This is a genomic window from Aeromonas sp. L_1B5_3 (genome assembly GCF_963866575.1).
Taxonomy (GTDB): domain Bacteria; phylum Pseudomonadota; class Gammaproteobacteria; order Enterobacterales; family Aeromonadaceae; genus Aeromonas; species Aeromonas jandaei.
This window is the reverse complement of record NZ_CAWMDN010000115.1, coordinates 38631-63050: the sequence shown is the minus strand read 5'-3', so window position 1 is coordinate 63050 and position 24420 is coordinate 38631. Positions and strand designations below refer to the sequence as shown.

At 58.0% G+C, this 24420-nt stretch carries 26 protein-coding genes, 1 other RNA gene and 1 riboswitch; of the genes, 6 read left to right on the top strand and 21 right to left on the bottom strand.

What is annotated here, in order from left to right; translation table 11 throughout:
* Window position 1: 1 nt before the first annotated feature.
* The 13 genes from fliGL to rsmI form a co-directional block, all read right to left on the bottom strand.
* A complete protein-coding gene (gene fliGL, locus AACR93_RS12325) occupies window positions 2–1030 on the bottom strand; it encodes a lateral flagellar motor switch protein FliGL (RefSeq protein ID WP_033115424.1) in 1029 nt (342 codons plus the stop codon).
* Entirely contained in the window at window positions 1017–2768 is a 1752-nt protein-coding gene (gene fliFL, locus AACR93_RS12320; protein WP_082044107.1) for a lateral flagellar M-ring protein FliFL, read from the bottom strand. The genes fliGL and fliFL overlap by 14 nt, the downstream gene beginning before the upstream one ends.
* A gap of 17 nt (window positions 2769–2785) precedes the next feature.
* The gene (lfiE, locus tag AACR93_RS12315) at window positions 2786–3112 is read right to left on the bottom strand and encodes a lateral flagellar hook-basal body complex protein LfiE (RefSeq protein WP_082035417.1); all 327 of its coding nucleotides are present in this window, start codon (window positions 3110–3112) and stop codon (window positions 2786–2788) included.
* A gap of 11 nt (window positions 3113–3123) precedes the next feature.
* Entirely contained in the window at window positions 3124–4386 is a 1263-nt protein-coding gene (gene lafK / locus AACR93_RS12310; protein ID WP_269429850.1) for a lateral flagellar response regulator transcription factor LafK, read from the bottom strand.
* 249 nt (window positions 4387–4635) lie between these two features.
* Window positions 4636–4723, bottom strand: a riboswitch (cyclic di-GMP riboswitch).
* A gap of 197 nt (window positions 4724–4920) precedes the next feature.
* On the bottom strand, window positions 4921–6996 hold the full coding sequence (gene lfhA / locus AACR93_RS12305) for a lateral flagellar biosynthesis protein LfhA (RefSeq protein WP_033115427.1): 2076 nt from the start codon (window positions 6994–6996) through the stop codon (window positions 4921–4923).
* A 3-nt stretch (window positions 6997–6999) separates the two neighbouring features.
* Window positions 7000–8136, bottom strand: coding sequence for a flagellar biosynthesis protein FlhB (flhB, locus tag AACR93_RS12300; RefSeq protein WP_043850975.1), 1137 nt, complete (start codon window positions 8134–8136; stop codon window positions 7000–7002).
* Window positions 8133–8915, bottom strand: a complete 783-nt coding sequence (gene lfiR, locus AACR93_RS12295) for a lateral flagellar biosynthetic protein LfiR (RefSeq protein WP_043850974.1) — start codon at window positions 8913–8915, stop codon at window positions 8133–8135. The genes flhB and lfiR overlap by 4 nt, the downstream gene beginning before the upstream one ends.
* Window positions 8912–9181 (bottom strand): lateral flagellar biosynthetic protein LfiQ, encoded by a 270-nt coding sequence (lfiQ, locus tag AACR93_RS12290; RefSeq protein ID WP_041210142.1) that lies wholly within the window; start codon window positions 9179–9181, stop codon window positions 8912–8914. The genes lfiR and lfiQ overlap by 4 nt, the downstream gene beginning before the upstream one ends.
* Before the next feature lies 1 nt (window position 9182).
* Window positions 9183–9917, bottom strand: a complete 735-nt coding sequence (gene fliP / locus AACR93_RS12285) for a flagellar type III secretion system pore protein FliP (RefSeq protein ID WP_042030105.1) — start codon at window positions 9915–9917, stop codon at window positions 9183–9185.
* Window positions 9917–10294 (bottom strand): lateral flagellar motor switch protein LfiN, encoded by a 378-nt coding sequence (lfiN, locus tag AACR93_RS12280; protein ID WP_033115432.1) that lies wholly within the window; start codon window positions 10292–10294, stop codon window positions 9917–9919. The genes fliP and lfiN overlap by 1 nt, the downstream gene beginning before the upstream one ends.
* Window positions 10295–10302: 8 nt before the next feature.
* Window positions 10303–11175 carry a lateral flagellar motor switch protein LfiM gene (gene lfiM, locus AACR93_RS12275; protein ID WP_197077955.1) on the bottom strand — a complete coding sequence of 291 codons (873 nt, stop codon included), beginning with the start codon at window positions 11173–11175 and terminating at the stop codon, window positions 10303–10305.
* A gap of 225 nt (window positions 11176–11400) precedes the next feature.
* Window positions 11401–11787, bottom strand: an RNA gene (rnpB, locus tag AACR93_RS12270) — RNase P RNA component class A.
* Between the two features lie 62 nt (window positions 11788–11849).
* Window positions 11850–12683, bottom strand: a complete 834-nt coding sequence (gene rsmI / locus AACR93_RS12265) for a 16S rRNA (cytidine(1402)-2'-O)-methyltransferase (protein ID WP_043850973.1) — start codon at window positions 12681–12683, stop codon at window positions 11850–11852.
* 199 nt (window positions 12684–12882) lie between these two features.
* Here rsmI and AACR93_RS12260 point away from each other — a divergent pair, with 199 nt between their 5' ends.
* From AACR93_RS12260 to dolP, 4 genes are read left to right on the top strand one after another with little or no spacing between them, the layout of a single operon-like run.
* On the top strand, window positions 12883–14673 hold the full coding sequence (locus tag AACR93_RS12260) for a penicillin-binding protein activator (protein ID WP_043850972.1): 1791 nt from the start codon (window positions 12883–12885) through the stop codon (window positions 14671–14673).
* Window positions 14615–14986: a YraN family protein gene (locus tag AACR93_RS12255; protein ID WP_041210138.1), complete on the top strand. Its 372-nt coding sequence runs from the start codon at window positions 14615–14617 to the stop codon at window positions 14984–14986. The genes AACR93_RS12260 and AACR93_RS12255 overlap by 59 nt, the downstream gene beginning before the upstream one ends.
* 9 nt (window positions 14987–14995) lie before the next feature.
* Window positions 14996–15586 (top strand): D-sedoheptulose-7-phosphate isomerase, encoded by a 591-nt coding sequence (locus AACR93_RS12250; protein ID WP_005336275.1) that lies wholly within the window; start codon window positions 14996–14998, stop codon window positions 15584–15586.
* A gap of 4 nt (window positions 15587–15590) precedes the next feature.
* Window positions 15591–16169, top strand: a complete 579-nt coding sequence (gene dolP / locus AACR93_RS12245) for a division/outer membrane stress-associated lipid-binding lipoprotein (protein WP_033115436.1) — start codon at window positions 15591–15593, stop codon at window positions 16167–16169.
* A gap of 46 nt (window positions 16170–16215) precedes the next feature.
* Here dolP and AACR93_RS12240 read toward each other — a convergent pair whose 3' ends face one another.
* The 8 genes from AACR93_RS12240 to zapE all read right to left on the bottom strand — a co-directional run bounded on the left by AACR93_RS12240 (window position 16216) and on the right by zapE (window position 22389).
* The gene (locus AACR93_RS12240; RefSeq protein WP_043850971.1) at window positions 16216–16641 is read right to left on the bottom strand and encodes a ClpXP protease specificity-enhancing factor; all 426 of its coding nucleotides are present in this window, start codon (window positions 16639–16641) and stop codon (window positions 16216–16218) included.
* Entirely contained in the window at window positions 16638–17267 is a 630-nt protein-coding gene (gene sspA / locus AACR93_RS12235) for a stringent starvation protein SspA (protein ID WP_033115438.1), read from the bottom strand. The genes AACR93_RS12240 and sspA overlap by 4 nt, the downstream gene beginning before the upstream one ends.
* Before the next feature lie 88 nt (window positions 17268–17355).
* Window positions 17356–18090 carry a cytochrome c1 gene (locus AACR93_RS12230; protein WP_033115439.1) on the bottom strand — a complete coding sequence of 245 codons (735 nt, stop codon included), beginning with the start codon at window positions 18088–18090 and terminating at the stop codon, window positions 17356–17358.
* Window positions 18087–19304, bottom strand: coding sequence for a cytochrome b (locus AACR93_RS12225; RefSeq protein ID WP_043850970.1), 1218 nt, complete (start codon window positions 19302–19304; stop codon window positions 18087–18089). Before AACR93_RS12225 ends, AACR93_RS12230 begins: the two co-directional genes overlap by 4 nt.
* 2 nt (window positions 19305–19306) lie before the next feature.
* On the bottom strand, window positions 19307–19897 hold the full coding sequence (petA, locus tag AACR93_RS12220; protein ID WP_041210136.1) for a ubiquinol-cytochrome c reductase iron-sulfur subunit: 591 nt from the start codon (window positions 19895–19897) through the stop codon (window positions 19307–19309).
* A gap of 294 nt (window positions 19898–20191) precedes the next feature.
* The gene (rpsI, locus tag AACR93_RS12215) at window positions 20192–20584 is read right to left on the bottom strand and encodes a 30S ribosomal protein S9 (protein WP_005336286.1); all 393 of its coding nucleotides are present in this window, start codon (window positions 20582–20584) and stop codon (window positions 20192–20194) included.
* 15 nt (window positions 20585–20599) lie between these two features.
* Window positions 20600–21028: a 50S ribosomal protein L13 gene (gene rplM / locus AACR93_RS12210; RefSeq protein ID WP_005341737.1), complete on the bottom strand. Its 429-nt coding sequence runs from the start codon at window positions 21026–21028 to the stop codon at window positions 20600–20602.
* A gap of 266 nt (window positions 21029–21294) precedes the next feature.
* Window positions 21295–22389: a cell division protein ZapE gene (gene zapE, locus AACR93_RS12205; protein WP_043850969.1), complete on the bottom strand. Its 1095-nt coding sequence runs from the start codon at window positions 22387–22389 to the stop codon at window positions 21295–21297.
* A 140-nt stretch (window positions 22390–22529) separates the two neighbouring features.
* Between zapE and AACR93_RS12200 the strand changes: the two genes are divergently transcribed.
* Both AACR93_RS12200 and AACR93_RS12195 read left to right on the top strand, forming a co-directional pair.
* The gene (locus AACR93_RS12200; protein WP_041210134.1) at window positions 22530–22901 is read left to right on the top strand and encodes a YhcB family protein; all 372 of its coding nucleotides are present in this window, start codon (window positions 22530–22532) and stop codon (window positions 22899–22901) included.
* A gap of 90 nt (window positions 22902–22991) precedes the next feature.
* Entirely contained in the window at window positions 22992–24353 is a 1362-nt protein-coding gene (locus AACR93_RS12195; protein WP_041210133.1) for a Do family serine endopeptidase, read from the top strand.
* Window positions 24354–24420 lie beyond the last annotated feature (67 nt).

Sequence of the window (24420 nt, the reverse complement as noted above, 5' to 3'; positions counted from 1 at the left end):
GTTAGCTGACCGTCGGTTCTTCGAACAGCTGGAACTCGATCTCGCCCTGCTCCACCAACTCGCGGACCAGTTGCATGATCTCCTCTCGGGCCTGCTCGACCTTGCGCAGGGAGACGCTGCCCTGATGCTGGATCTGATCTTCCAGTGCCTGAGCCATCCGCTTCGGCATGGCGCCGAGCACCACCTTGCGGAAGCTGGTCTCGGTATTCTTGAGGGCCAGTGCCAGCAGCTCGCTCGGGATCTCCTGCACCAGACGCTGCAGGGTTTCGTCGCTCTGGCGACGCAACGTCATGAAGTCGAACATGTTCTTTTCGATTTCCAGCGCCATGTCACCATCGTGTTCACGCAGCAGCGAGAGCATCTGCTCCTTGTCGCCCTGATAGCGGTTGAGGATATCGGCAACCTGCCGCACACCATTCACCTTGGCTCCGGACTGGTCAGCAACATAGGCAAGACAACGATCCAGCGTCAGCCTGAGTTCACCCAGAACATGCTCGCTGACGCTGCTGAGACTGGCGACCCGCACCAGCAGATCGTCGTGTACCGAGCCGGGCAGCTCATCCAGTACCGCGGAAGCGGTCTGGGGTGGCAGGAACGCCAGCAGCACCGCCTGCATCTGCGGGTGCTCATTGCGGAAGAAGCGGGCCAGCACATCGGCAGGTACCCACTGCAACCGCTGGATATCCTGACTCATCACATCACCGTAGAGGCTGTCGAGCAGGCTGCGGGAGAGACGCTGACCAAGGGCCAGGTCGAGAGTCTGTTCCAGATATTCGCGAGAGGCGCTGCCAATCCCGCTCTGTTCACGATACTGGTTGAAGAACTGCTGCAAGGTCCATCGGGCTTCCATCGAACTGACGCCGGAGAGACCGGCCATTTTGGAGATAAGGCGCTGCACTTCATCGCGGGAGAGCTTTTGCATCACCTTGGCAGCAGCCTCAGTCCCCATGCTCAACAGCAGGATGGCCGCTTTCTCAAGGTTGTCGATATCGATATCGACGGCTTTCTGGTTCAGGTTAACGTTGTTCATTGCCACTTACCCATGCTCTCACCACTTCCGCTACCCGAGCGGTATCTTTGTCAACCAGCAACTGCAGATGCTTGAGTTGTACTTCCAGCTCGGAACCCGGCTCCGGCAATGCCTCCAGATCCAGAGAAGAGAAGTGCGGCTCCCGCTCGTTGTCGGAACGGATCAGACCATTGCTCATCGGCGGCGCCGTCAAGGCAACATCATCATCCCGCCGCATGGAGAGACCCACTGTCGGCTCCAGCTCATCATCCAGCTCGTCGGAGAGCGCCTCTTCATCCGGCGCCTGCTGGGTGCGAACCAGATGCTTCACCAACGGGCGGATACCGAAGAAGACCAGCGTCAGGCCAAGCAGGCCACCCACCAGATAACGGAGCGAATCCTGCCAATAAGGGGTCTCCCACCAGCTCGATTCGGGCGGAGCAATCGGCGCAGCGCCGGTGAAGTCGAACACTTGCAGGCTGATCTGGTCTCCACGAGCCTCATCAAAGCCCACCGAGCGCTCGACCATCTGCCGGATCTGCGTCAGCTGCTCATCATTCCAGCCACCTTTCGGGGCGCTCTGATGATTGAGCAGTACGGAGACGTTCATCTTCTCGAGCCGTCCCTGCTGATAGCGGGTGTGTACTATGGTGCGGCTGTTTTCGTACTGCTTGCTGACCTCCTGCCGTTCGGTGCGGGAGTCATTTTTCTGATTTTCCGTGGTGGTGGCCGCCGCAGTTTGATTCTGGGTCGCCGGATCACTCTTGGGCGCCGTTTCAGGAGGTCGATTGGACAGAGCGCCGGGGATACCCAGTGCCAGCGCATCGATGGTTTTGTCCGATTTGCTCGACTCCTTGGTCACCACCCCTTGTGGATCCAGCTGCTGCTGGGTCTCCTCCACCGCATTGAAGTTGACGTCTGCGGCAATCTGCACCCGGAAGTTGCCGGTGCCCAGCATGGGATAGAGCATGTCGCTGGCACGCTGGCGAATGTACTGCTCCAGCTTGCGCACATACTCCATCTGCTGCACGCTCTGCTTGCCAAAACCGGCCTTGTCGCCGAGTTCGGCACTCAGCAGCTGGCCAGCCTGATCGACAATGGTGACCGCCCCGGGTTTCATGCCGGAGATACTGCCTGCCACCAGGTTGGCAATGGCCTCGACCTGGCCGGGCTCCATGGTCTGACCGGGTTGCAGATCGAGCATGACGGATGCACTTGGCTTCTCCTCATCACGACCGACAAAGAGAGTGCGTTTGGGAATGGCGAGATGGACGCGGGCACTGCGCACCGCATCCAGCGAAATGATGGTGCGCGCCAGTTCGCCTTCCAGTGCATGGCGATAGCGGGCACCTTCCATAAACTCGCTGGTGCCGAGGCCGGTGACATTGTCCAGCCCCTCCAGACCCGCCGGCATGGCCGCTCTCACCCCTCTGGCCGCCAAAGCCATACGAACATGGGCCAGCTGATTCTCCGGCACCAGGATCTGGCCAGAGCTCTTCTCCAGCCGGAACGGCACCTGCTCCTTCTCCAGCATCTCCATGATGTTGGCGGTATCGTAGAGCTCCTGCTTGCCGTAGAGGGGGACGTAGTTTTTGCTGGACGTCCACAGAATGACGACGATTGTGCCGGCAACGATGGCAGCCAGCAGAGCAATGGTCAGGATCGATTTATTGTCACGGGAGAGGCTGCGCCAGTTGCGAAGGCCCTCCTGCACGCGTGTTCTGAAGGAATCCGAAGCCCCTTGCGGGGACGTTACCAGTTCAGTCATCACTTACCTCAGAGCGGCATGCGCATAATGTCGTCAAAACCGGTCATCAGCTTGTTGCGCACCTGCATCAGGGCTGAAAAGCTGAGACCCGCTTTCTGACTGGCCACCATGGCCCCGACCAGATCATCGCTCTGGCCGGCATCAACAGCCGTCATCATGGCTGAAGCCATGTTCTGCTGTTCGTTGACTCTGCCGACAACGTCGCGCATGGCGTCGCTGAATGACACATTCGAGAGATCATTGGATTCGATGGAAGGAGCCTGAGTGGCAACTCGTTGCATCTCCTGCATCTGCTGCAGGAGCGTTGCCTGTGATGACATCATTTCAATCTTCACGCCGTTATCCCTTAGTTTTGAAGCTGCTGCTCGATATCAATGCCCTGCTCACGCATCGCCGCCAGCTTGTATCTCAGAGCCCGGGTGGTCATCCCGAGCGCTTCTGCCGTGCGGGTACGATGGCCACGGAAGCGGCGCAAGGTCTCTAGTACAAATTGAAATTCTGCGTGCCGACGTGTCTCGCTCAACCCTTCCGGGGCGGAAAGGACTTCCGCCAATCCATGTTCGGGTTCCGCGACATAGCTGGGCAGCATCAAATCGACCGCTTGAATATGCAATCCGCGAGCCATGATTAATGAACGTTGAATGACGTTATCGAGCTCCCTGACGTTGCCCGGCCACTGATAAGCCAGCAGTTGCTTGCGGGCACTCTCGCTCAGGCGATACCCCTGCTGGGGCGCATAGCGTTCGATGAAATATTCAGCCAACGGCAATATGTCGTCGGGACGCTCGCGCAGTGCTGGCCAGTTCATCGGCAACACATCGAGGCGATAGAAGAGGTCTTCCCTGAACTGGCCGGCTGCCACCAGGGTGCGCAGATCCTTGTTGCTGGCGGCGATGATCCGCACATCCAGCGCGATGGTCTGATGACTACCGAGGCGCTCCACCTCACGCTCCTGCAAAACCCGCAACAACTTTGCCTGCAGTGACAGGGGCAACTCGGAGATTTCATCGAGCATCAGGGTTCCGCCCTGCGCCTGCTCGAACTTGCCGGGCTGCGAACCCGTCGCACCGGTGAAGGCCCCCTTGTTGTGGCCAAACAGAATGGATTCGAGCATGGACTCGGGAATGGCGGCGCAGTTGATGGCGACAAACGGCTTGTGAGCACGGCTGGACATCTCGTGGATGTAACGCGCCAGACGCTCCTTGCCCGTTCCCGACTCACCCCCGATAAGAATGGTGGCTGCCGTTTTGGCTGCCCGGCGAGCTAGCTGCAACACTTGCAGGCTCATGGTCGAGACGGCGATCAGGTCTGGAATGGCCTGCCGCAGACGCAGTGCCCCCTTCACCACATCCAGTATCTGCTGCCCCCCGAAGGGCTTGATGATGTAGTCAATGGCACCGGCTCGCATCGCTTCTGCCGCAAGATAGGCCTGACGCTCATTAACCAGGATCACGCAATCAATGCCGCTAAAATCATGCACCAATTGAGGACCTACTTCGGTCATGAGATCCATGTCGAGCAGGATTAAATCAACGGAACGACTGCCGAGAATTAATTTCGACTTGCGAATAGAGTCACAGCGGGAAACAGCATATCCCTGTGCTGCCAATATTCCTTCAATATCGTTCCCATCGGCCATAGATGAGCTGATTAACAATAAATGGGGATCTCTCCCAAGACTGGCCGGTCTTGAGCTTTTTTTGATAGATACATCCGAAAGCATATGAACCCGAACCCGTGATTGTGGATAAAACAATCAACAGAACTGAAATGCCGAAATAAAAGACGCACAGGTACGCTGGCGCTTCTAACGAGCACCTAGATCAAACCAGTGTTATATCAAGGCGGTAACAATGGCCTTGGCAACCCCGCTATCATGAGCATTCCTGCTTTTAGACCGGAGGCTTTGCGTCCTGACTTTTCAGTTCAGTTTGCCTTTTTCATGCGACTGCCCGTATTTGGACAAGACAGCACCAAATTAGTGGTGACTGCTGAGTGACACATGTGAATTGTTATATTTGTTATTTATCTTTGACGACCGAATGCGTCAAAAACAGTCACATCATAACGGCTTACAATTACAATTCAAGTAGATAGGCGGAATATATTCTTCCCATTTGCCTATTAACATGGCAGCCCTGTTTCAGCCTAGCGTGCCAATAACCTCCACTCTCAACTCTTCCGGTATTTCATTATATGAGAGCACTTTGAGCCCTTTTGCAAAAGATCGGGCATAACGCGCGATCAAGGGTCTAAGTTGCGGCATCACGACCAGTACCGGGGCATATCCTTGCTGCTGCAGCTGCTCTTTAACCAGCGGCATATTTTGCTGCAACTGTGCCAGCAGTTGCGGATCAACCGGAAAACTGTCCAGCTGGATTTTCCCCTGCTGCTGCGACTGGTTCATGGCCGCCAGCAAGGTCTGCTCAAGACGGTCATCGAGCGTGAAGGTGGCAAGCACATCACGGCTGCCAATCGCCTGTCTCACAATCTGGCGCTTCAAGGCACAACGAACATCGGAAGCAAGCAGCACGGGATCCTTGGTCAGCTCGCTGGCATCAAGCAGGGTCGTCGCCACCGTGCGTATATCGGTCAGGCTGACCTGTTCCTTTAGCAATTGCCGAAAAACTCGCAACTGCTGCATCTGGGTCAGGGCGAGATTGAGCTCCTCCGCCAGACGGGGCGACTGGGCTGCAAGATGTTGCCCCAGCTTGCCCACCTCGTCATGACCGAAGAGGGCATCAAGCTGCTCACGCAGCAGCTTGCTGGCGTGGGTCGCGATCACCGTTGCCGAATCCACCACCGAATAACCCAGATTGAGGGCTTTGGCTTTGTTTTCCGGTGAAATCCAGACTGCGCTCATACCATATGCAGGATCCTGGGTCAGCTCCCCATCCAGCGAACCATAGGTCTCGCCGCTGCTGATGGCCATCAGACGCTGGCAATCAACATTGCCGGACGCCAGTGCCACACCGGAGAGCTTGATCCGGTACTGATCGGGTTGCAGCTGCAAATTGTCGCGAACCCGGATCTCGGGCAGCAGAAAACCGTACTGCTCCGATAGGGTTTTGCGAATACCGCGCACCCGGGCCAGCAGCTCGGCGCCTTTGTCAGCTTCCGCCAGCGGCACCAACCGATAGCCCAGTTCGATGGCGACGGTATCGACCGGCGGCAAATCCTGCCACTCCAGCCCTTGTGGTTCCGGCTGGGCAATCTGGCGAGCCAGCTCCTGCGCGGCATCCAGATCCGGGGTATTGACCGCCCGCTTGCTCACGCTCCAGCCAGTCCAGGCCAGCACGGCGGCAAAGCTGAGGAAGGCCAGCATCGGCATGCCCGGCACCAGCCCCAGAACCAGCATGATGGCAGCGGCAGTGTAGATGACGCGGGGGGAAGCCAGGATCTGGTCACCCACCTGATCCGCCATCTCACCTTCATCGCTGACCCGGGTCACAATGATGGCGGCAGCAGTAGACATCAGCAGCGAAGGGATCTGGGCCACCAGACCGTCACCGATGGTCAGCAGGGCATAGCGCTGGAAGGCTTCGGCAACCGGCAGGGCATGCTGGAAAATACCGATGGCAAGGCCGCCGACTAGGTTGATGATGAGCACCAGCATGCCGGCAATCGCATCACCGCGCACAAACTTGGAGGCACCATCCATCGCCCCGTAGAAGTCGGCTTCACGGGCGATCTCGTCCCGTCTCGCCCGCGCCTGATGCTGATCCATGGTGCCGGCATTGAGGTCGGCATCGATGGCCATCTGCTTGCCCGGCATCGCATCCAGGGTAAAGCGGGCAGACACCTCGGAGATCCGCTCCCCACCCTTGGTGATCACCACAAAGTTGATGATCATCAGGATCACGAAGACCACCAGACCCACGACATAGTTGCCGCCGATCACCACCTCGCCAAATGCCTGAATCACCTTGCCCGCCGCTTCATGGCCCTCATGGCCATGCAGCAGCACCACGCGGGTCGAGGCCACGTTGAGCGACAGCCGCATCAGGGTTGCCACCAGCAACACCGTGGGGAAGACGGAGAAGTCGAGAGGGCGACGCGCCGATACTGAGACCAGCAGCACCAGTACCGCCAACACAATGTTGAAGGTAAAGAGGGCATCCAGCAGCCAGCCCGGCAGCGGCAATATCATCATGGCCAGAATGGCCAGCAGCATCATCGGGATCGCGGTATAGGATTGGGTCAATACACGCCAGTTCACAACTTACCTCTCAGGTTGACGTAATTCGGGCGGCACATGCAAAGGAGCAAGCGGGTTTGGCTTTCGCCCCTTGCCGGCCTGATACGCCCTCAACTGCAATACATGATTCAAGACATAAGCCACCGCGGTATAGAGACCCGCCGGCACTTCCTGATCTATCCGGGTGGAGTAGTAGATGGCACGGGTCAGCTCCGGCAGACTCATCACCATCTTGTCGTGCTGTTTGGCCACCTGACGGATCCGCTCAGCCATGCCATCCACCCCCTTGGCAATCACGAACGGGGCATTGGCACGTTGGGGATCATATTTGATGGCCACCGCGTAGTGAGTCGGGTTGACGATGATCACATCCGCCTGCGGTACGCGCTGCTCGATACGGGCACGAGCCAGCATGGCCTGCACCTGACGGATCCGCGCCTTGATTTCCGGACGACCTTCGCTGTTCTTGTGCTCATCCTTGACCTCCTGCTTGGTCATCCGCAACTGCTTGTTCAGCGACCAGCGCTGATAGGGCACATCCAGCACGGCGATCAACATCTGCACGCCACCAAGCAAGATGAATGCCTGAGAGAGGATCCGCAGCGCCTGCTCCATGGCGGCCTGGGGTGGCATCCGGTTCATCATCAGCAACGTAGGCCACTGATGCTGGAGCAGCAGCGCCAGCGTGGAGCCAATCAGCAGAATTTTCAGTACCGACTTCAGCAGCTCCATCAGGCTGTGGCTAGAGAACATCCGCTTGAGCCCCTTGAGTGGGTTCAGCTTCTCGGCACTGGGGAAGAGCTTCTTCCAGGTCAGAACCATGCCCCCCGGCAACGAGCTGAGCAGGACCAGCATCAGAGCCAGAAAAGCAAACAGCGGCAGCAGCACCCACAACATGTTGATCAAGGCTTCCGCCGTCCAGTGCACCATCATTTGCGGATCCCTGGCTCCTTGCCAGTCGAACCGTTGTGGCCGTTTCATCAACTCGGCGAAGAAGCGGCCAAAGCTGGGCACCATCCACTGCATGGCAAAGCCGCCGAGCAGCAATAGGCCCGCCGAACTGAGCTCCTTGGAGCGCGCAATCTGACCCTCTTCCCGTGCCTTGCGCAGTTTTTGGGAAGAGGCCTCTTCGGTTTTATCCTGGGCGCTGTTCTGGCTCATGAGGGGGTCAGGGCTCGCAGTTGTTCCAGCACGTGAGTCACCAGCTCAAGGTAACGGGAAGGGACTCCGCTGATTGAGATAGCCATGGTGAGCAGCCCGAGCAGCAGCGTCATGGGGAAACCGAGCGAGAAGATGTTCAGCGAAGGGGCCGTCCGATTCATGACGCCAAAGGTCAGGTTGACCATCAACATGGCAACCACGGCAGGCAGGGTGAGGATCAATGCAGCGCCGATGCACCAACCGAACAGACCGACCACCCCTTTCATGTCGAGCAGGTCGAGGGAAGATCCGGGTGGCCAGCTGCGCAGGCTCTGCACCAGCACATCCAGCGTCACCAGATGGCCATTCAGACCAAGAAACAACAGTGAACAGAAGACCAGCATCAACTGGCTGACGATGGGTGCGGTGTCACCATTGCTGGGGTCATTCATCACCGCCATCGCCAACCCCATCTGCATGGAGAGGATCTGGCCAGCCATGGTCATGATCATGAACAGCATCTGGACACAGAGCCCGAACAGCAACCCGAACAGCAGCTGCTCAACAGCCAATACCAGAGCACCGATGCTGAAGGGGTCAACGACAGGCATCCCCTTGAGCATGGGGGCAATCAGCAGGCTGACGATCAGCGCCAGCAGCAGACGAACTTGCGGCGGCACCCGACCGTCACCGAATACCGGCATGACCCAGAAGGCGGAACCAATCCGCAAAAATGGCCACCACCACTGCCCCAGCCAGGCCGTCAGATCGGCAGCACTGAGGGACAAGAGGGAGTTCATCCGATGAGTCCGGGTATCTTCAAAAACAGGTCGTGGAACAGGGTTGTGATCTGCGATAGCAGCCAGTTTCCGGTGAAGATGAGTGTCATCAGGGTCACCAGAAAACGGGGTAAAAAGCTGAGGGTCTGCTCCTGGATCTGGGTCGCAGCCTGAAACACACTGACGACCAAGCCCACAATCAGCCCCGGCACGATCAGCACGGAGACCATCACCACGACGAGATTGACGGCGCCGCCAACCAGCGCCACGCTCTGCTCCGGCGTCATGTCAGCCTCCCCCGCCAAAGCTGGCTGCAAGGGTACCGACCGTCATCGACCAGCCATCGACCAGTACAAAAACCATCAGCTTGAATGGCAAGGAGATGATCAGCGGCGAGAGCATCATCATCCCCATCGCCATCAGCACGCTGGCCACCACCAGATCGATCACCAGAAACGGTATAAACAGCATAAAGCCGATCTGAAATGCGGTATTCAACTCACTCAATACAAACGCGGGCAACAGCACCCCGAAAGGCACATCCTGCTTGGCCACCGTTGTTGGTTCACCGGAGATGCGCAGCATCTGTTCCAGATCCGGCTCGCGGGTCTGCGCCAGCATAAAGGTGCGCAGCGGTTTCTCTGCGCGAGCAACCCCTTCCGACAGGGTGATCTCATCCCTGTCAAACGGGACAAAGGCATTCTGGTATATGTCGGTCCAGACCGGACGCATGATAACCAGAGTCAGGATGAGGCTGATCCCGATCAGCACCCGGTTGGGAGGACTCTGCTGCAAACCGAGCGCCTGCCGCAAGATGGCCAGCACTATGATGATCCGGGTAAAACTGGTCATCATCAGCAACAGGGTCGGCAACAACCCCAGCACTGTCATAAAGAAGAGGATCTGCAACTTGATGTTGTAATCCTCGCCACCTGCTGCCCCCGGAGCTACCGAGAACAGGGTCATGTCAGCCCCCCAGCCAGGCAGGGAGAAGAGCAGCAGGGTCAGCAGCAGGTAACGCATCAGTCGTCCATGCCACCCAGCAGTTTGGCATCGATTACATCAACCAGACGCAAGCCATACTTGCCGTTGACGACGACCACTTCCCCCTTGGCAAGCAGGCGACCATTGACCCGGACATCCAGCGGCTCACCCGCCAGTTTATCCAGCTCAATCACGGCGCCCTCTTCCACCCGCATCAGGTCACCCAGAGGCACTTCGGTACTGGCCACCTCGAGGGTCACCTTGACCGGGATCTGGCGGAAGAAAGAGAGATCCCGCTGCTTGCTGCTACTGGTCGGCGCCATGTAGTCGGCGGCACTGGGCATGCTGATATCGTCACCAAACAGTTGATCCAGTCCATCCAGATCCAGCGGGTCATTCATATTGTGCTCGCTCATGATTCGATTTACTCCTCTACCACAGTCGCAACCTGGTAGACCAGACTGCCTTTATGTTCTGCTATGCGCCCGTTGAAGCAGGGGCGGTTTCCAATCAGGGCGGGCACCATCTCCGGCAGATCCAGCGACAGCACATCTCCCACCTTGAGGCACTCCAGATAGGCCAACGTCATCGACAGCTGCCCCATGACCACCCGCAGCCGGACCGGAACATGGCTCAATACCTGTTCCAGCTCTCCCTCGGGCAAGGCAATCCCTTCCTGAGAGTCGGATTCTTCGGACGGAAGCAGCCACATCTGCCACTGGTGGGTGCAATTGCCAGCTTGCAGGGCGGCACGGGTAGTCCACAGCTGACGGGTCGGCATGGCATCCTGCGGGATGATATTGATCTGCCACTCAAGATCTCCCAGCCCGAGGCAGGAGCACCAGATATCGACCTGATAGTGACAGAGTCGTTGCAGCAGGCGCTGTTCCGTATCAGTCACCCCTTTACCGGCAGGAAGTGCCTCCTCTTTCTGATGGAGCGTGCCACCAAAAAAGAGGACGGCCAGACGGTAGATCACCAGAGGAGAGATGGAAAAATAGACTGCGCGCTGGGGATCAACCCGGGATGTGGCCTCGACCCAGAGTTGTGGCTCGGCAACATCGGCGACGCTGGAGGCGGCGAACTCGCCATAGGCCAGCTCGCAATCAGCACTGTTGAAAAGTTGGGCCATGCAGCCGGCGACCTGCAGAGAAAAGGTGCTCAACTGGGCGTTAACCTGCTTGAGACGAGTGCGGTTTACCCGATCGATACCCAGCAGATCATAACGAGGAAGGGCTTTGCCTTGCTCGGCTCCGAGCAGGCGGGAAGGTGTGTGCACTGCACCGCTTGATGACATTAAAAATCCACCCTGACCATTTCATCTTCCCTTGCCGTCAGCCCCTTCGGTGGGGGATGCAGCATGATAGATACAACTCATCCAACCGGGTCATAGCGACCAAAAAGAGGCCGAACTTTATTACAAATTCAAAAATGCTGCCACACGCCACATCATGTTGTGAGATGTAAAAAATCCCGGTGCCGCTAAGCACCGGGATTTATCGTGACGGGTCACGCAGAATTGGGTCGGAGTCGGCCTGTAAGCCGGGTTCTGTACCGGGTTGCCCCGGGTAGCAATCATTCCTCTAGGCCAGCAATCGCTCGCTGGCTCAAGCAACCTACCCGCCCCCAACGCGGGCCGCGCCAATAGGGGCCTATTTGGTCTTGCTTCGGGTGGAGTTTACCGTGCCACGAACTGTTGCCAGTCGCGCGGTGCGCTCTTACCGCACCCTTTCACCCTTACCTGATCCCTTGCGGGCCATCGGCGGTCTGCTCTCTGTTGCACTGGTCGTAGGCTCGCGCCCCCCAGGCGTTACCTGGCACCCTGCCCTGTGAAGCCCGGACTTTCCTCCCCTCCGCCCGTCTGTCCCGAGGGACACAACGACGAAGCAGCGATTGCCCAGCCAACTCCGAGGCGCGGATTATAGCCTCGTGATGTGGGCGGGGTAAACCGGCAATTCCCGTTTACGGCAATTAATAGTGCTCGAGACCGTACTTGTAGAGGGCATTCTTCTTCACGCCGTGGATCTCGGCGGTCAGTGCCGCCGCTTTTTTGAGCGGCAGCTCAGCAACCAGCAGACCCAGAGTACGGATCGCCTCGGCCGGCAGCTCCTCTTCCTCTTTACTGGCTCCGGCAACCACCAGCACGATCTCGCCACGGCAGCGGTTTTCATCTTCGCCAAGCCAGGTCAGCATCTCGGAGGCGGGCAAGCCGTGGATGGATTCGAACGTTTTGGTCAGTTCACGGCACACAACCACCTGGCGCTCGCCCAGGATGCGAGCAATCGCTTCCACCGTATCCTGTACCCGGCGCGGGGATTCGTAGAACACCAGCGAACGGGTATCTTCGATGACAGCTTGCAGGCGATCGTCACGCCCTTTGCTCTTGGCCGGCAGGAAACCTTCGAAAGCAAACCGGTCGGTGGGCAGGCCAGCAGCGCTGAGCGCCGTGATGGCGGCGCAGGGGCCGGGCAGTGGCACCACCTTGACCCCGGCTTCGCGACAGCGGGTGACCAGATGATAACCGGGGTCGCTGATGAGCGGGGTACCCGCATCGGAGACCAGAGCGACACTCTTGCCCTCTTTGATCCGGCCGATCAGCACATCGGCTTTCTGCTGCTCGTTGTGATCGTGCAGCGCAAAGGTCGGCACCGAGATTTGGTAGTGGCTGAGCAGAATGCCGGTGTGGCGGGTATCTTCGGCAGCGACCAGATCGACGCTGCGCAGAATATCCAGAGCACGCTGGGTGATGTCAGCCAGATTGCCGATCGGAGTGGGCACTATATACAGGGTTGGGATGTCACTCATGGGATCTCCGAGTGCCCCGACAATTGTGTCGCCATATTGCCCCGTTTACACTATGGGGAATTTCAACACTGGTCGGGGAATGAACTTGAACCGGGTTACAAAGCAGCTAAGTGTATCACGACTCTTCGGCATCCTACTCGCGGCAATCCTGCTGGCCGCCTGTGCGTCGGAGCCCAATCAACCTTCGGGGCAGTCTGGCATGCCGTCAGCCTTCTCGGATTTGACCAAGAATGCCCAGTGGTATCTGGAGCAGGTCGATCCCGCCAAACCGGCTGAAGCCTTTACCTGGCAGATGCTGGCAGCGCGTAGCTATCTGGCGCTCGGTCAGGCCAAACCGGCCTCGGCGCTGTTCCAGCAGTTGCAAAAGCAGGCCAAGGAGCCCGCCCAGAAGGCGCAGTTGCAGTTGCTGCAAGCCCACCTGCTGCTGGCACAAGGCCATGCCAATCAGGCGCTGATCCTGCTGGAAGGCAAACCTGAGGTTGCGCTGGATGCCGATACCCAGAAGGATTGGTATCGTCAGCGCGTGGTACTGCAGCTCGACATCAACAACAAGTTTGGTGCCGCCAAGTCACTGATTGCACTGGAGCCTTACCTCAACCAGAGCGAGCAGGCCACCAACCATCAGCAGATCTGGTCGCTGCTCAAGAGCATGACCCCTTCTACCCTGCAGGCGCTGGAAGAGGCCCCGGCTCCTGACGTAACCACCGGCTGGCTGCGTCTGGCGGCACTGGTCAACGAGTTCGGTGCCCAGCCCAACCTGCTCGCCCGTCAGCTGGCTGGCTGGAAGCGCGATTTCCCCAACCATCCGGCCCAGAAAGACATGCCGGCGGGTCTTGGCGATCTGACTGCCACTGCTGCCAGCACCTCGGTGCAGCAGATTGCGGTGCTGCTCCCCCTCTCCGGCAATCTGGAGCCACAGGGCGCCGCCATCCGCAACGGTATGCTGATGTCCTACAAGGAGAATCAGGGTCAATTTACCCTGAACTTCTACGACACCCAGAGCAAACCGACCATCGACCTCTACAAGCAGGCGATTCAGGAAGGGGCGGACATGATCATCGGCCCGCTGCTCAAAGACCGGGTCGAGGAGCTGCTCAAGGCCAACCCGACTGTGCCGGTTCTGGCGCTCAACGAGCTGGACAAGCCGATCGTCAACGACAGCACCTACTACTTCTCCCTCTCTGCCGCCGCAGATGCCGCGCAGGCTGCGCAGTACCTCTATACCCAGGGCTACCGCAAGCCACTGCTGATCGCCGCCCAGGGGCGGATCGGCTACAGCAGCATCAAGGCCTTTGAACAGGCCTGGGCAACCGTGAGCCAGGATAAGCCGGTAGTCGCCACCTTTGGCGGCCGCAACGAAGTTCAAGGCATGGTTAAAAACGCCCTGAGCGGCCGCTCTACTACCCGTGCCGGTCAGGTTGTCCAGCTTTCCGACGCCGCACCGCGCAGCATTGATGTCGTCTACATCGTGGCCAACCCGCTGGAAACCCGGATGATCAAGCCCTATGTGGATGTCTCCGTCAATCCGATGGGCAGCCTGCCAATCTTCACCGGCCCGCGCGGCTATGACAGCGCCGCGACCGAAGTGACCTCCGAACTCAACGGCATGCGTATCGCCGATATGCCGCTGCTGCTCGGTGGTTACGAGAAGCAGCGCGAGCAAATTGCCCTGCTGTGGCCGCAGACCCAGGGCGACCTGCTGCGCCTGTTTGCCATGGGCTATGACGCCGTCGCACTGGCGGAAAATCTGCAACAGATGCGCAAGGTGGGTGGCATGCAGCAGTCCGGCATGAGTGGTCAGCTGAGCGTCGATGCCCAGGGCAATATCGTGCGGATGCTGAGCTGGGCCACCTACCAAAATGGCAAGCTGGTCGACGAGAATGCAGTCCAGCAGCTGGAGGAGCCAGCCAATGAAGGAGCTGTTAGCACGGATGCGCCAGCAATTGCAGAACCTGTTCCCGCTCCCGTCGAGCAAGGGACAGCACTTTGAGCTAGTGGCTGAACGCTGGCTGCAGACCCAGGGTCTGCAGCCGGTGACCCGCAACTACCGCTGCCGGGGCGGCGAAATCGATCTCATCATGCACCAGGGCCAGACCCTGGTGTTTGTTGAGGTGAGGTACCGGGCCTCCGCCAGCCATGGTGGAGCAGCCAGTTCGGTCACCCGGGCAAAACAGCGCAAGATCATGCTGGCAGCGCGCCACTATTTGAAGCAACATGCCATCAACGAGGCCAGCCAGGCCTGCCGATTCGATGTGATCGCGTTCGAGGGGGACCAGCCAGACTGGATCCGGAACGCATTTTAAGAGGACCCTATGACAGACCGCATCAAAGAGAACTACACCGAAAGCATCCAGACCAAGATTGCAGCCGCCGAGGCGCTGCCGGATGCCATCCATACTGCAGCCCAGATGATCACCATCTGCCTGCTCAATGGCCACAAGGTGCTGGCATGCGGTAACGGTCCTTCTGCCGCACTGGCGCAGCTGTTCATCTCCGAGTTGGTCAACTGCTACGAAACCCAGCGCCCCTCCCTGCCCGGCATGGCGCTGACCCCCGACATGGCGACCATCAGCGCCATCGCCACCGATCACGGCTTCGAAGAAGTCTACGCCAAGCAGATCCGCGCACTGGGTCAGCCGGGTGACATTCTGGTGGTGATCACCACCTCGGGTCACAGCCGCAGCCTGATCAAGGCGGCGGAAGCTGCGCTCTCCCGCGACATGACCATAGTGGTACTCAGTGGTGGTGACGGTGGCGAGATGGCTGGCCTGCTGGGCCCGAACGATGTGGAGATCCGCGTACCATCCGCCCGTCGGCCTCGCATTCTGGAAGTGAACCTGTTGACCCTGCACTGCCTGTGTGATCTCATCGACCAGACTCTTTTCCCGCAACAGGAAGATTGAAACCATGAACAAGCAGATCCTCATTCTTGGCCTGCTGGCCGGTTCCCTGCTGCTGCAAGGCTGTGCGGCAGTAGTCGTTGGCGGCGCAGCCGGTACTGCCAAGGCCTCAGGCGATCGCCGCACCCTGGGCGCCCAGTGGGACGATCAGGCCATCGAGCTCAAAGCAGCCAACCTGCTGGCTGACAACAAACCGCTCAGCGCGGCCAGCAAGATCAGCGTCTACAGCAACAATGGCCGCGTGTTGCTGGTCGGCCAGACACCTTCTGACGTGTACAAACTGGAGGCAGGCAAAATCGTCGGCCGCATCGAAGGGGTTCGCCACGTCTATAACGAGCTGCGCCTTGGTCAACCAGCCAGCTTCACCACCCGCAGCAATGACTCCTGGATCACCTCCAAGGTGAAAGCCGATATGTTCGGCACCAAGAACTTTGACAGCACCAAGGTGAAGGTAGTAACCGAAGATAGCGAGGTATTCCTGATCGGTCTGGTTACGCGCCAGGAGGGGGAACAAGCCGTCGAGATTGCTCGCCACGTCAACGGCGTGAAGCGCGTAATCAAGGCGTTCGAGTACGCTCAGAACTGATGATGCGAAGCGGATATAAAAAAACGCAGCCAACCGGCTGCGTTTTTTATTTGATCACTTTCAGGGTTGGACGACCGCTTGGACGCGGCGGTTCCGGCTCTGTCTCCACCGGCGCCTCGGCCTGCTCCAGCCAGATGTCATAGCCAGGCTCGGGCGGGAACATGGTGCCCACACCGTTTTCCCGGGCATGAATGGCCAGCACGGCCGCCATCGGGATGTAAACCTGCTGGGAGACACCGCCAAAGCGGGCGCTGAAGCTGATCGCTTCGTTATCCATGTGATACTGCACCACGGCGCGTGGCGCTATGTTCAACACAATCTGCCCATCCTGAGCGAACTGCATCGGTACCATCACATGGGGGATATTGACGTTGACCACCAGATGGGGGGTCAGGTCATTGTCCAGCAACCAGTCATAAAACGCCCGTAACAAGTACGGGCGGCTCGGGGTCATTGTCGGTTCCATGCTCATACGCCGGCACGGATCTCGCGCTCGGCCTCGGTCAGGGAAGCCTGGAAGGACTCACGCTCGAACAGGCGAACCATGTAGGCCTTCAGCTCTTTGGCACCACGACCGGTCAGATCGATGCCAAGGCTCGGCAGACGCCACAACAGCGGAGCCATGTAGCAATCCACCAGACCAAACTCTTCGCTCATGAAGTAGGGCATCTCACCGAAGATCGGGGCGATGGCCAGCAGGTTGTCCCGCAGCTCGTTGCGCGCAGCATCAGCATCGGTGCCAGCCATGATCTTGTCGGCCAGCGAGTACCAGTCCAGCTCGATACGGTGCATCATCAGACGGCTGTTACCACGGGCTACCGGGTAGACAGGCATCAGGGGCGGATGCGGGAAACGCTCGTCCAGATACTCCATGATGATGCGCGAGGTGTAGAGTGCCAGCTCACGATCAACCAGGGTCGGTACAGAGTTGTAGGGGTTCAGCTCAGCCAGTTCATCCGGCAAGTTGGCAGGGTCAACCTGGCAAATATCCACGCTAACACCCTTCTCCGCCAGGACAATACGCACCTGATGGCTGAACATATCGTTGGCACCGGAAAACAGCGTCATTACCGAACGCTTATTGGCAGCTACAGCCATTGAACCCTCCCGTCATTTAAAAGCAGAAACGGCAATGAAGCCTCTATGGTCTTCATTGCCGTGCATTATATTACCCGGATCTGGTCGCTTAGTGAACGTCGCGCCAGAATTCCTTCTTCAACAGCACAGTGAAGATGAAGAAGATCACGATGAAACCAAGTACCCAGAAGCCCATGCGTTCGCGCTCCTGTTTGACCGGTTCAGCCGAGTAGACCAAGAAGTTTACCAGATCCAGCACCGTCTGATCATACTCTTCGTTATTCATTTCACCATTGCCGTCAGATTTGATGCTGACAACCTGCTGGGTCTCGACTCCATCGACCGTGTGGGTGGCGAACTCGGCGCGCGGAGTGCCCTGCAACGGCTCCAGCACGTGCGGCATGCCCACGGACGGGAACACCACGTTGTTCACGCCAAACGGACGGGTCGGATCCACGTAGAACGAGCGCAGATAGGTGTAGATCCAGTCCGCACCACGCACACGGGCAACCAGCGTCAGATCGGGAGGCGCCGCACCAAACCACTTGGCTGCATCCTTGTCATGCACCGAGTTTTCCATCAGGTCACCAATCTTGGCACCGTTGACGATGAGATTGGACGCCATCAGATCGGCCGGGATCCCCAGATCCTCGGCCACCCGGTTGTAACGCTGATACTGGGTGCTGTGGCACCCGAAGCAGTAGTTCATGAACGTGGCCGCACCACGCTGCAGTGACGCCTTGTCACTCAGGTCATAGTTGGCCTTGTCCAGATGCACGGCTCCGGTATTGGCAAACACCAGAGATGGCAGCAGGGTCAGCACTGCAAATATTATTTTTTTCATTTAAATGTCACCCTTTCTGGCAGCGGCTTGGTGCTTTCGTTCTTGCTATAGAAGAACAGCAGGACAAAGAAACCGAAGTAACCCAAGGTACACACCTGAGCAATCAGGGTCAGGGTCGGGGTCGATGGCAGCACCCCCAGAACACCCAGGATGATGAAGCAGACCACAAACTGGGCGATGTTCAGCTTGTGCAGCTTGCTGCGATAGCGCACCGAACGCACCTTGCAGCGATCCAGCCAGGGCAGCAGGAACAGCACCACGATGGAGAGACCCATCATGATAACGCCCAGCAGCTTGTCGGGTACGGCACGCAAAATCGCATAGAAGGGGGTGAAGTACCACACAGGCGCAATGTGGGCCGGGGTCTTCAGGCCGTTGGCCACTTCAAAGTTCGGCTTCTCGAGGAAGTAACCCCACATGTCCGGTTTGAAGAAGATGATGGCGCAGAAGATGAACAGGAAGCCGGCGACGCCGATCATGTCCTTGACGGTGAAGTAAGGGTGGAATGCTACCGCATCCAGCGGCCAGCCGTTCTCGTCCTTGTGCTTCTTGATGTCGATGCCGTCCGGGTTGTTGGAGCCCACTTCATGCAGCGCCAGGATGTGCATCGCAACCAGCATCACCAGCACCAGCGGCAACGCGATGACGTGCAGCGCGAAGAAGCGGTTCAGGGTGGCGCCGGAGATAACGTAGTCACCGCGGATCCACAGGGTCAGATCGTCGCCGATAACCGGAATGGCACCGAACAGCGAGATGATGACCTGAGCCCCCCAGAAGGACATCTGACCCCACGGCAGCAGATAGCCCATGAAGGCTTCCGCCATCAGGCAGAGGAAGATCAGCATGCCGAAGATCCACAGCAGCTCGCGCGGCTTCTGGTAGGAGCCGTAGATCATGCCGCGGAACATGTGCAGATAGACCACGATGAAGAACGCGGATGCGCCGGTTGAGTGCATGTAGCGCAGCAGCCAGCCGTAATCCACATCCCGCATGATGTACTCGACGGAGGCAAAGGCGCCTTCCGCAGAGGGGTTGTAGTTCATGGTCAGCCAGATACCGGTGATGATCTGGTTAACCAGCACCAGCATCGCCAGGGAGCCGAAAAAGTACCAGAAGTTCAGGTTTTTCGGTGCCGGATACTTGGCCATGTGGTCGTTGTACATGGCAGTGAGCGGGAACCGGTAGTCGATCCAGCCCATCAGTTTGCTCAACATGATCAGGCCTCCTTGCCGTCGGCACCGACCAGAATGGTGGTGTCGTTGATGAATTTGTATGGCGGAATGACCAGGTTCAGCGGTGCAGGCACCCCCTGGAATACCCGACCAGCCATATCGAACTTGGAGCCATGGCACGGGCAGAAGAAGCCGGATGTGACCCCTTGCACCTGCTCGCCAAAGCTGTCCGGCAAATAGGAGGGCGAACACCCGAGGTGGGTGCAGATGCCTACCGCCACGAAGATTTCCGGCTTGATGGATCTATACCCGTTGTGGGCATAGTCAGGCTGTTGCGGCTCTTCGGATGAGGGATCCCGCAGCTTGTCGTCATGCGCAGAGAGCGCATCCAGCGTCTGCTTGGTGCGGTTCACCACCCAGACCGGCTTGCCTCGCCACTCGACACGGATGAGCTGACCCGGTTCCAACTTGCTGATGTCGACTTCAACCGGGGCGCCAGCGGCTTTGGCCTTGGCGCTCGGGTTCCATGATTTTATAAACGGCACTGCGGTAAACGCAGCTCCTACCCCGCCAACGGCAACCGTTGACCAGGTAAGAAATCTGCGGCGACCGGTATCAACTGGCGCATTGCTCATCCAAAAACTCTCCCATGTGGACTCCGCACATTCTTATTGTGTCCCTGTTCCCCTTTTCCCGTGACAACAGCGGCGGAAGCTGGAGTTACAATTGCCACAGAAAAACCGAGGAAATTTTAAAGAAAAGATAACAACTTGACAAGAAAGAGAGGTAGTCCAAGAAAACAATAAATATACAATTTTTTGTCTTTTGTGACGTATGGTTAGCATTGCGGCAGGAAAGATCACCAATAAAAAAAGCCTGGCAGTTGCCAGGCTTTTTTGACACTCGAAAGAGTGAGTACCAGAAGCGAATTAACGCTTGGAGTACTGCGGACGCTTACGAGCTTTGTGCAGACCGACTTTCTTACGCTCAACCTTACGGGCATCGCGAGTAACAAAGCCAGCTTTACGCAGTTCGGAACGCAGGGTTTCGTCGTACTGCATCAGAGCACGAGTGATACCGTGGCGGATCGCACCAGCTTGACCGGAGATGCCACCACCGTTAACGGTGATGTACAGATCCAGTTTCTCGGTCATCTCAACCAGTTCCAGCGGCTGACGAACTACCATGCGGGCAGTCGGACGGCCGAAGTACTGCTCCAGGGAGCGCTGGTTGATTACGATCTTACCGCTACCCGCTTTGATAAATACGCGAGCAGTGGAGCTTTTGCGACGGCCGGTACCGTAGTATTGATTTTCTGCCATGTTGCCAGTTCCCGATTAGATATCCAGTACTTGAGGTTGCTGAGCAGCGTGAGCGTGCTCGGCGCCTGCGTAAACTTTCAGTTTACGGAACATGGCACGGCCCAGAGGACCTTTCGGCAGCATGCCTTTAACAGCAGCTTCGATTACCATTTCCGGTTTACGCTGAATCAGCTTGTCGAAGCTGATGGACTTGATACCACCCGGGAAACCGGAGTGAGCGTGGTACATTTTGTCGGTAGTTTTCTTACCGGTAACACGTACCTTCTCAGCGTTTACAACGATGATGTAATCACCGGTGTCAACGTGCGGAGTGTATTCAGCTTTGTGCTTACCACGCAGACGAGCAGCGATCTCGGTTGCGATACGACCCAGAGTTTTACCTTCTGCGTCCACAATGTACCAGTCACGTTTTACGGTTTCTGGCTTGGCAACGAAAGTTTTCATTAAGTTAAACCCAATTACCTGTTACAGACCCAATTGTTTATGGGGGCTCTCCCACAAACAACAAACGATGGCCTACCTGTACCCCTTCGAATACAAGTAAAGCTTAAAGTGTTGCTGTCTTATCGACAGCTGTAACGTGGGCCGGGCGATTATAAGTGAAGTTGCCTTAAATATCACCTGCTAATTTCACTGCCATGAAGCTAGCAAATGTCGCCCGGCCCTACCTGCCGCAGATGCCCATCCGACTGGCAGGCGCGGTATTGTGACTAAGGAAGGTGCACTCTGGCAAGGTATTCGTGCGATTGCATTTCCTGAAGCCGTGAAAGACAGCGCTGGAATTCGAAATTCAGCAGCCCTTCACCATAGAGTTCCGTCATGGGCACGGCGGCCGACATGATGAGTTTGACATGCCGTTCATAGAACTCGTCGACCATGGCGATGAAGCGGCGGGCCGCGTCATCCGTGCCTCTGCCCATTGGTTGAACATTGGCCAGCAGCACGGTGTGGAACAGCCGGGCCAACTCGATATAGTCGTTTTGGGAGCGGGGAGTGCAGCAAAGTTGCTCGAAATCCATATAGAGCACCCCTTCTCCCATCCCCAGCGACGTCAGCTGACGATGATTGACCTCAAAACGCCCCCCGGAGGCCTCGTGCCCCCCGGTTAATTGCTGAAAATAGCGATCGAGATTTGTTTTTGCCTGCAGATCCAGCGGGCAGTGATAAATCTCGGCCTGCTCCAGTGTACGCAGGCGATAGTCGATGCCGCCGTCCACGTTAAGTATTTCGCAATGGCGCTCGATAAGCTCGATAGCTGGCAGAAAACGGGCTCGCTGCAAGCCGTTGCGGTAAAGATCCTTTGGCGGAATGTTTGAGGTTGCCACCAACACGACGCCTTGACCGAACAACTCCTGAAACAGCGTGCCCAACAACATGGCATCTGTAATGTCCGAGACGAAAAATTCGTCGAAACAGATGATGTCCGTCTCGCCGGCCAGCTTGGCAGCTACCAGCTTGAGCGGGTCAGCCTGGCCGCTCAACGCCTTGAGTTCATCGTGGATCCGTTGCATGAAGCGATGGAAGTGGCAGCGCATTTTCCGCGTCCCTGGCAGGCTGTCGAAAAAAGTATCCATCAGCCAGGTCTTGCCTCTGCCCACTCCACCCCACATATAGATCCCCAGGATGGGCTCCTGCGCCCTGGGCTTTTGCAACCAGCCAAACAGCCCACGGGATCTGGTCGGAGTCGGGCGATGCAGCAAATCCTGATAGAGTCGCTCCAGCCTGCTGATGGCCATCCCCTGAGCGGGGTCGGCATGCACGCCGGGTCGTAGCAGATCCTGCTGGTATTTTTGCTGCGGTGTCATCCTTGAGGGCCTCTCCAACTCCCTGAATAGAGGACAAAATGGTATCACGGCCTCAGGACGCACGGTATAGTGCCATCAAGGCATGGCGGCTCATCCGGCCGCATGAACACACACTGTTTTAGCTGTAACAAGGAGCATCTATGAGTCTGTCAATTGGGATCCTGCTGGCTGTCGCAGCCTTGATCGTCGGTATCATCATCGGCCGTTTTTCGGTTCGCAGCCGTGACGCCGGTCGTCTGGAACAGGAGCTGAAAAAGGCCCATAAAGAGCTCGAAAACTATCAGGGCCAGATCAATACCCACTTTGCCGACAGTGCGGCACTGATGGAGCAGCTGGCCGAGCAGTATCAAACCCTCTATCGCCACATGGCAGAGCAGAGCAAGTTCCTGGCCAAGGCTCAGGAGCCGCTGTTCCGCGAAGTCCTGGCGGAAGAAGAAGAGACCAAGACCGAAGCCGAGCCGGGCGTACCGCCCCGCGACTATGCCGGCGCCTCTTCCGGTCTGCTCAAGTAAGCGGGTCAGTCCCTTGCGGAACTAATCGGGAACGTCTGTGGTCTGACCTTGACGATTGCAATGCAACTTTTTCTGGGAGCTGTTTTTCATATGCGTAAACCTCTTTCCATGCTCAGTGTGCTAGCCCTCAGTGTCGGTATCGCCATGTCTGCGGCCCCTGCTCAGGCTGCACTGCCTTCCCTGTTAGGCTCCAACCAGGAGATGCCGAGTCTGGCACCAGTTCTGGAGCAGGTCACTCCGGCCGTGGTCAACATTTCAGTCTCTGGCAAGAAAGTGACCCGCCAGCGCCTGCCCGAGCAGTTCCGCTTCTTTTTTGGCCCCAACATGCCTGACGAACAGGTGAGCGAGCAGCCCTTCCAGGCGCTCGGCTCCGGCGTCATCATCGATGCCAAAAAGGGCTACGTGATCACCAACGCCCACGTGGTTCACGAGGCGGACGAGATCAAGGTCAACCTGAAAGATGGTCGCGAGTATGCGGCCAAGAAGATCGGTGAGGACAAACAATCCGACATCGCTCTGCTGCAAATCAAGGCGGAAGATCTGGTGCAGATCAAGTTCGCCGACTCCGACGAGCTGCGGGTCGGTGATTATGCGCTGGCCATCGGCAACCCCTTTGGTCTGGGTCAGACCGTCACCTCCGGGATTGTCAGTGCGCTCGGCCGTAGCGGCCTCAACATCGAAAATCTGGAGAACTTCATCCAGACCGATGCGGCCATCAACTCCGGTAACTCCGGCGGCGCCCTGCTCAACCTGCGTGGCGAGCTGATCGGTATCAACACCGCCATTCTGGGCCCCAACGGTGGCAACATCGGCATCGGCTTCGCCATCCCCTCCAACATGGTGCGGGATCTGGCCGACCAGATCGTCAAGTACGGTGAAGTACGTCGCGGCCAGCTGGGTATTACCGGCACCGAGCTCACCTCCGACATCGCCAAAACCTTCGGCTACAACAAGAAGGATGGCGCCTTCGTCAACCAGGTGATGCCGGACTCTGCGGCCGACAAGGCGGGCATCAAGGCGGGCGATATCATCGTCAGCATCGATGGCAAGCCGGTTCGCTCTTTCGGCGAGCTGCGCGCCAAGATCGCCACCATGGGCGCCGGCAAGCAGGTCGAGCTGGGGCTGATCCGTGATGGCAAGGCCCAGAGCGCCAAGGTCACCCTGAAGCAGGCCGATGACAGCGAGGTGCGCGCCAGCGCCCTGCACCCGGCACTGGAAGGGGCCAAGTTGAGTACCACTACCGACCCGGTCTCCGGCGTCGCAGTGGCCGATATCGACCCCCGCTCTGCGGCTGCCGCTTCCGGCCTGCAGAAGGGCGATATCATCATCGGGGTCAACCGGGTGCGCATCAACACCCTGGGTGAACTGACCAAAGCGCTCAAGAGCAAGCCGGACGTACTGGCGCTCAACATCCAGCGCGGCGACTCTTCCCTCTATCTGGTAATCCGCTAATCCCCCATCACCCGCGGCACTCGCCGCGGGTGATTTTTATCCATTGATAGTGTTATTCTCTGCCCGC

What these genes read in the sequence shown, in the direction of transcription:
- lfiR (WP_043850974.1), bottom strand. Translation starts at nt 8,915, where the DNA reads ATGAACTCCCTCTTGTCCCTCAGTGCTGCCGATCTGACGGCCTGGCTG.
- sspA (WP_033115438.1), bottom strand. Translation starts at nt 17,267, where the DNA reads ATGGCTGTAGCTGCCAATAAGCGTTCGGTAATGACGCTGTTTTCCGGT.
- rpsI (WP_005336286.1), bottom strand. Translation starts at nt 20,584, where the DNA reads ATGGCAGAAAATCAATACTACGGTACCGGCCGTCGCAAAAGCTCCACT.
- flhB (WP_043850975.1), bottom strand. Translation starts at nt 8,136, where the DNA reads ATGAGCCAGAACAGCGCCCAGGATAAAACCGAAGAGGCCTCTTCCCAA.
- AACR93_RS12195 (WP_041210133.1), top strand. Translation starts at nt 22,992, where the DNA reads ATGCGTAAACCTCTTTCCATGCTCAGTGTGCTAGCCCTCAGTGTCGGT.
- petA (WP_041210136.1), bottom strand. Translation starts at nt 19,897, where the DNA reads ATGAGCAATGCGCCAGTTGATACCGGTCGCCGCAGATTTCTTACCTGG.
- fliGL (WP_033115424.1), bottom strand. Translation starts at nt 1,030, where the DNA reads ATGAACAACGTTAACCTGAACCAGAAAGCCGTCGATATCGATATCGAC.
- AACR93_RS12200 (WP_041210134.1), top strand. Translation starts at nt 22,530, where the DNA reads ATGAGTCTGTCAATTGGGATCCTGCTGGCTGTCGCAGCCTTGATCGTC.
- rsmI (WP_043850973.1), bottom strand. Translation starts at nt 12,683, where the DNA reads ATGAGTGACATCCCAACCCTGTATATAGTGCCCACTCCGATCGGCAAT.
- rplM (WP_005341737.1), bottom strand. Translation starts at nt 21,028, where the DNA reads ATGAAAACTTTCGTTGCCAAGCCAGAAACCGTAAAACGTGACTGGTAC.
- AACR93_RS12240 (WP_043850971.1), bottom strand. Translation starts at nt 16,641, where the DNA reads ATGAGCATGGAACCGACAATGACCCCGAGCCGCCCGTACTTGTTACGG.
- AACR93_RS12230 (WP_033115439.1), bottom strand. Translation starts at nt 18,090, where the DNA reads ATGAAAAAAATAATATTTGCAGTGCTGACCCTGCTGCCATCTCTGGTG.
- lfiQ (WP_041210142.1), bottom strand. Translation starts at nt 9,181, where the DNA reads ATGACGCCGGAGCAGAGCGTGGCGCTGGTTGGCGGCGCCGTCAATCTC.
- AACR93_RS12260 (WP_043850972.1), top strand. Translation starts at nt 12,883, where the DNA reads ATGCCGTCAGCCTTCTCGGATTTGACCAAGAATGCCCAGTGGTATCTG.
- fliP (WP_042030105.1), bottom strand. Translation starts at nt 9,917, where the DNA reads ATGCGTTACCTGCTGCTGACCCTGCTGCTCTTCTCCCTGCCTGGCTGG.
- AACR93_RS12225 (WP_043850970.1), bottom strand. Translation starts at nt 19,304, where the DNA reads ATGTTGAGCAAACTGATGGGCTGGATCGACTACCGGTTCCCGCTCACT.
- lfiM (WP_197077955.1), bottom strand. Translation starts at nt 11,175, where the DNA reads ATGTCATCAAGCGGTGCAGTGCACACACCTTCCCGCCTGCTCGGAGCC.
- lfiN (WP_033115432.1), bottom strand. Translation starts at nt 10,294, where the DNA reads ATGAGCGAGCACAATATGAATGACCCGCTGGATCTGGATGGACTGGAT.
- dolP (WP_033115436.1), top strand. Translation starts at nt 15,591, where the DNA reads ATGAACAAGCAGATCCTCATTCTTGGCCTGCTGGCCGGTTCCCTGCTG.
- AACR93_RS12255 (WP_041210138.1), top strand. Translation starts at nt 14,615, where the DNA reads ATGCGCCAGCAATTGCAGAACCTGTTCCCGCTCCCGTCGAGCAAGGGA.
- zapE (WP_043850969.1), bottom strand. Translation starts at nt 22,389, where the DNA reads ATGACACCGCAGCAAAAATACCAGCAGGATCTGCTACGACCCGGCGTG.
- AACR93_RS12250 (WP_005336275.1), top strand. Translation starts at nt 14,996, where the DNA reads ATGACAGACCGCATCAAAGAGAACTACACCGAAAGCATCCAGACCAAG.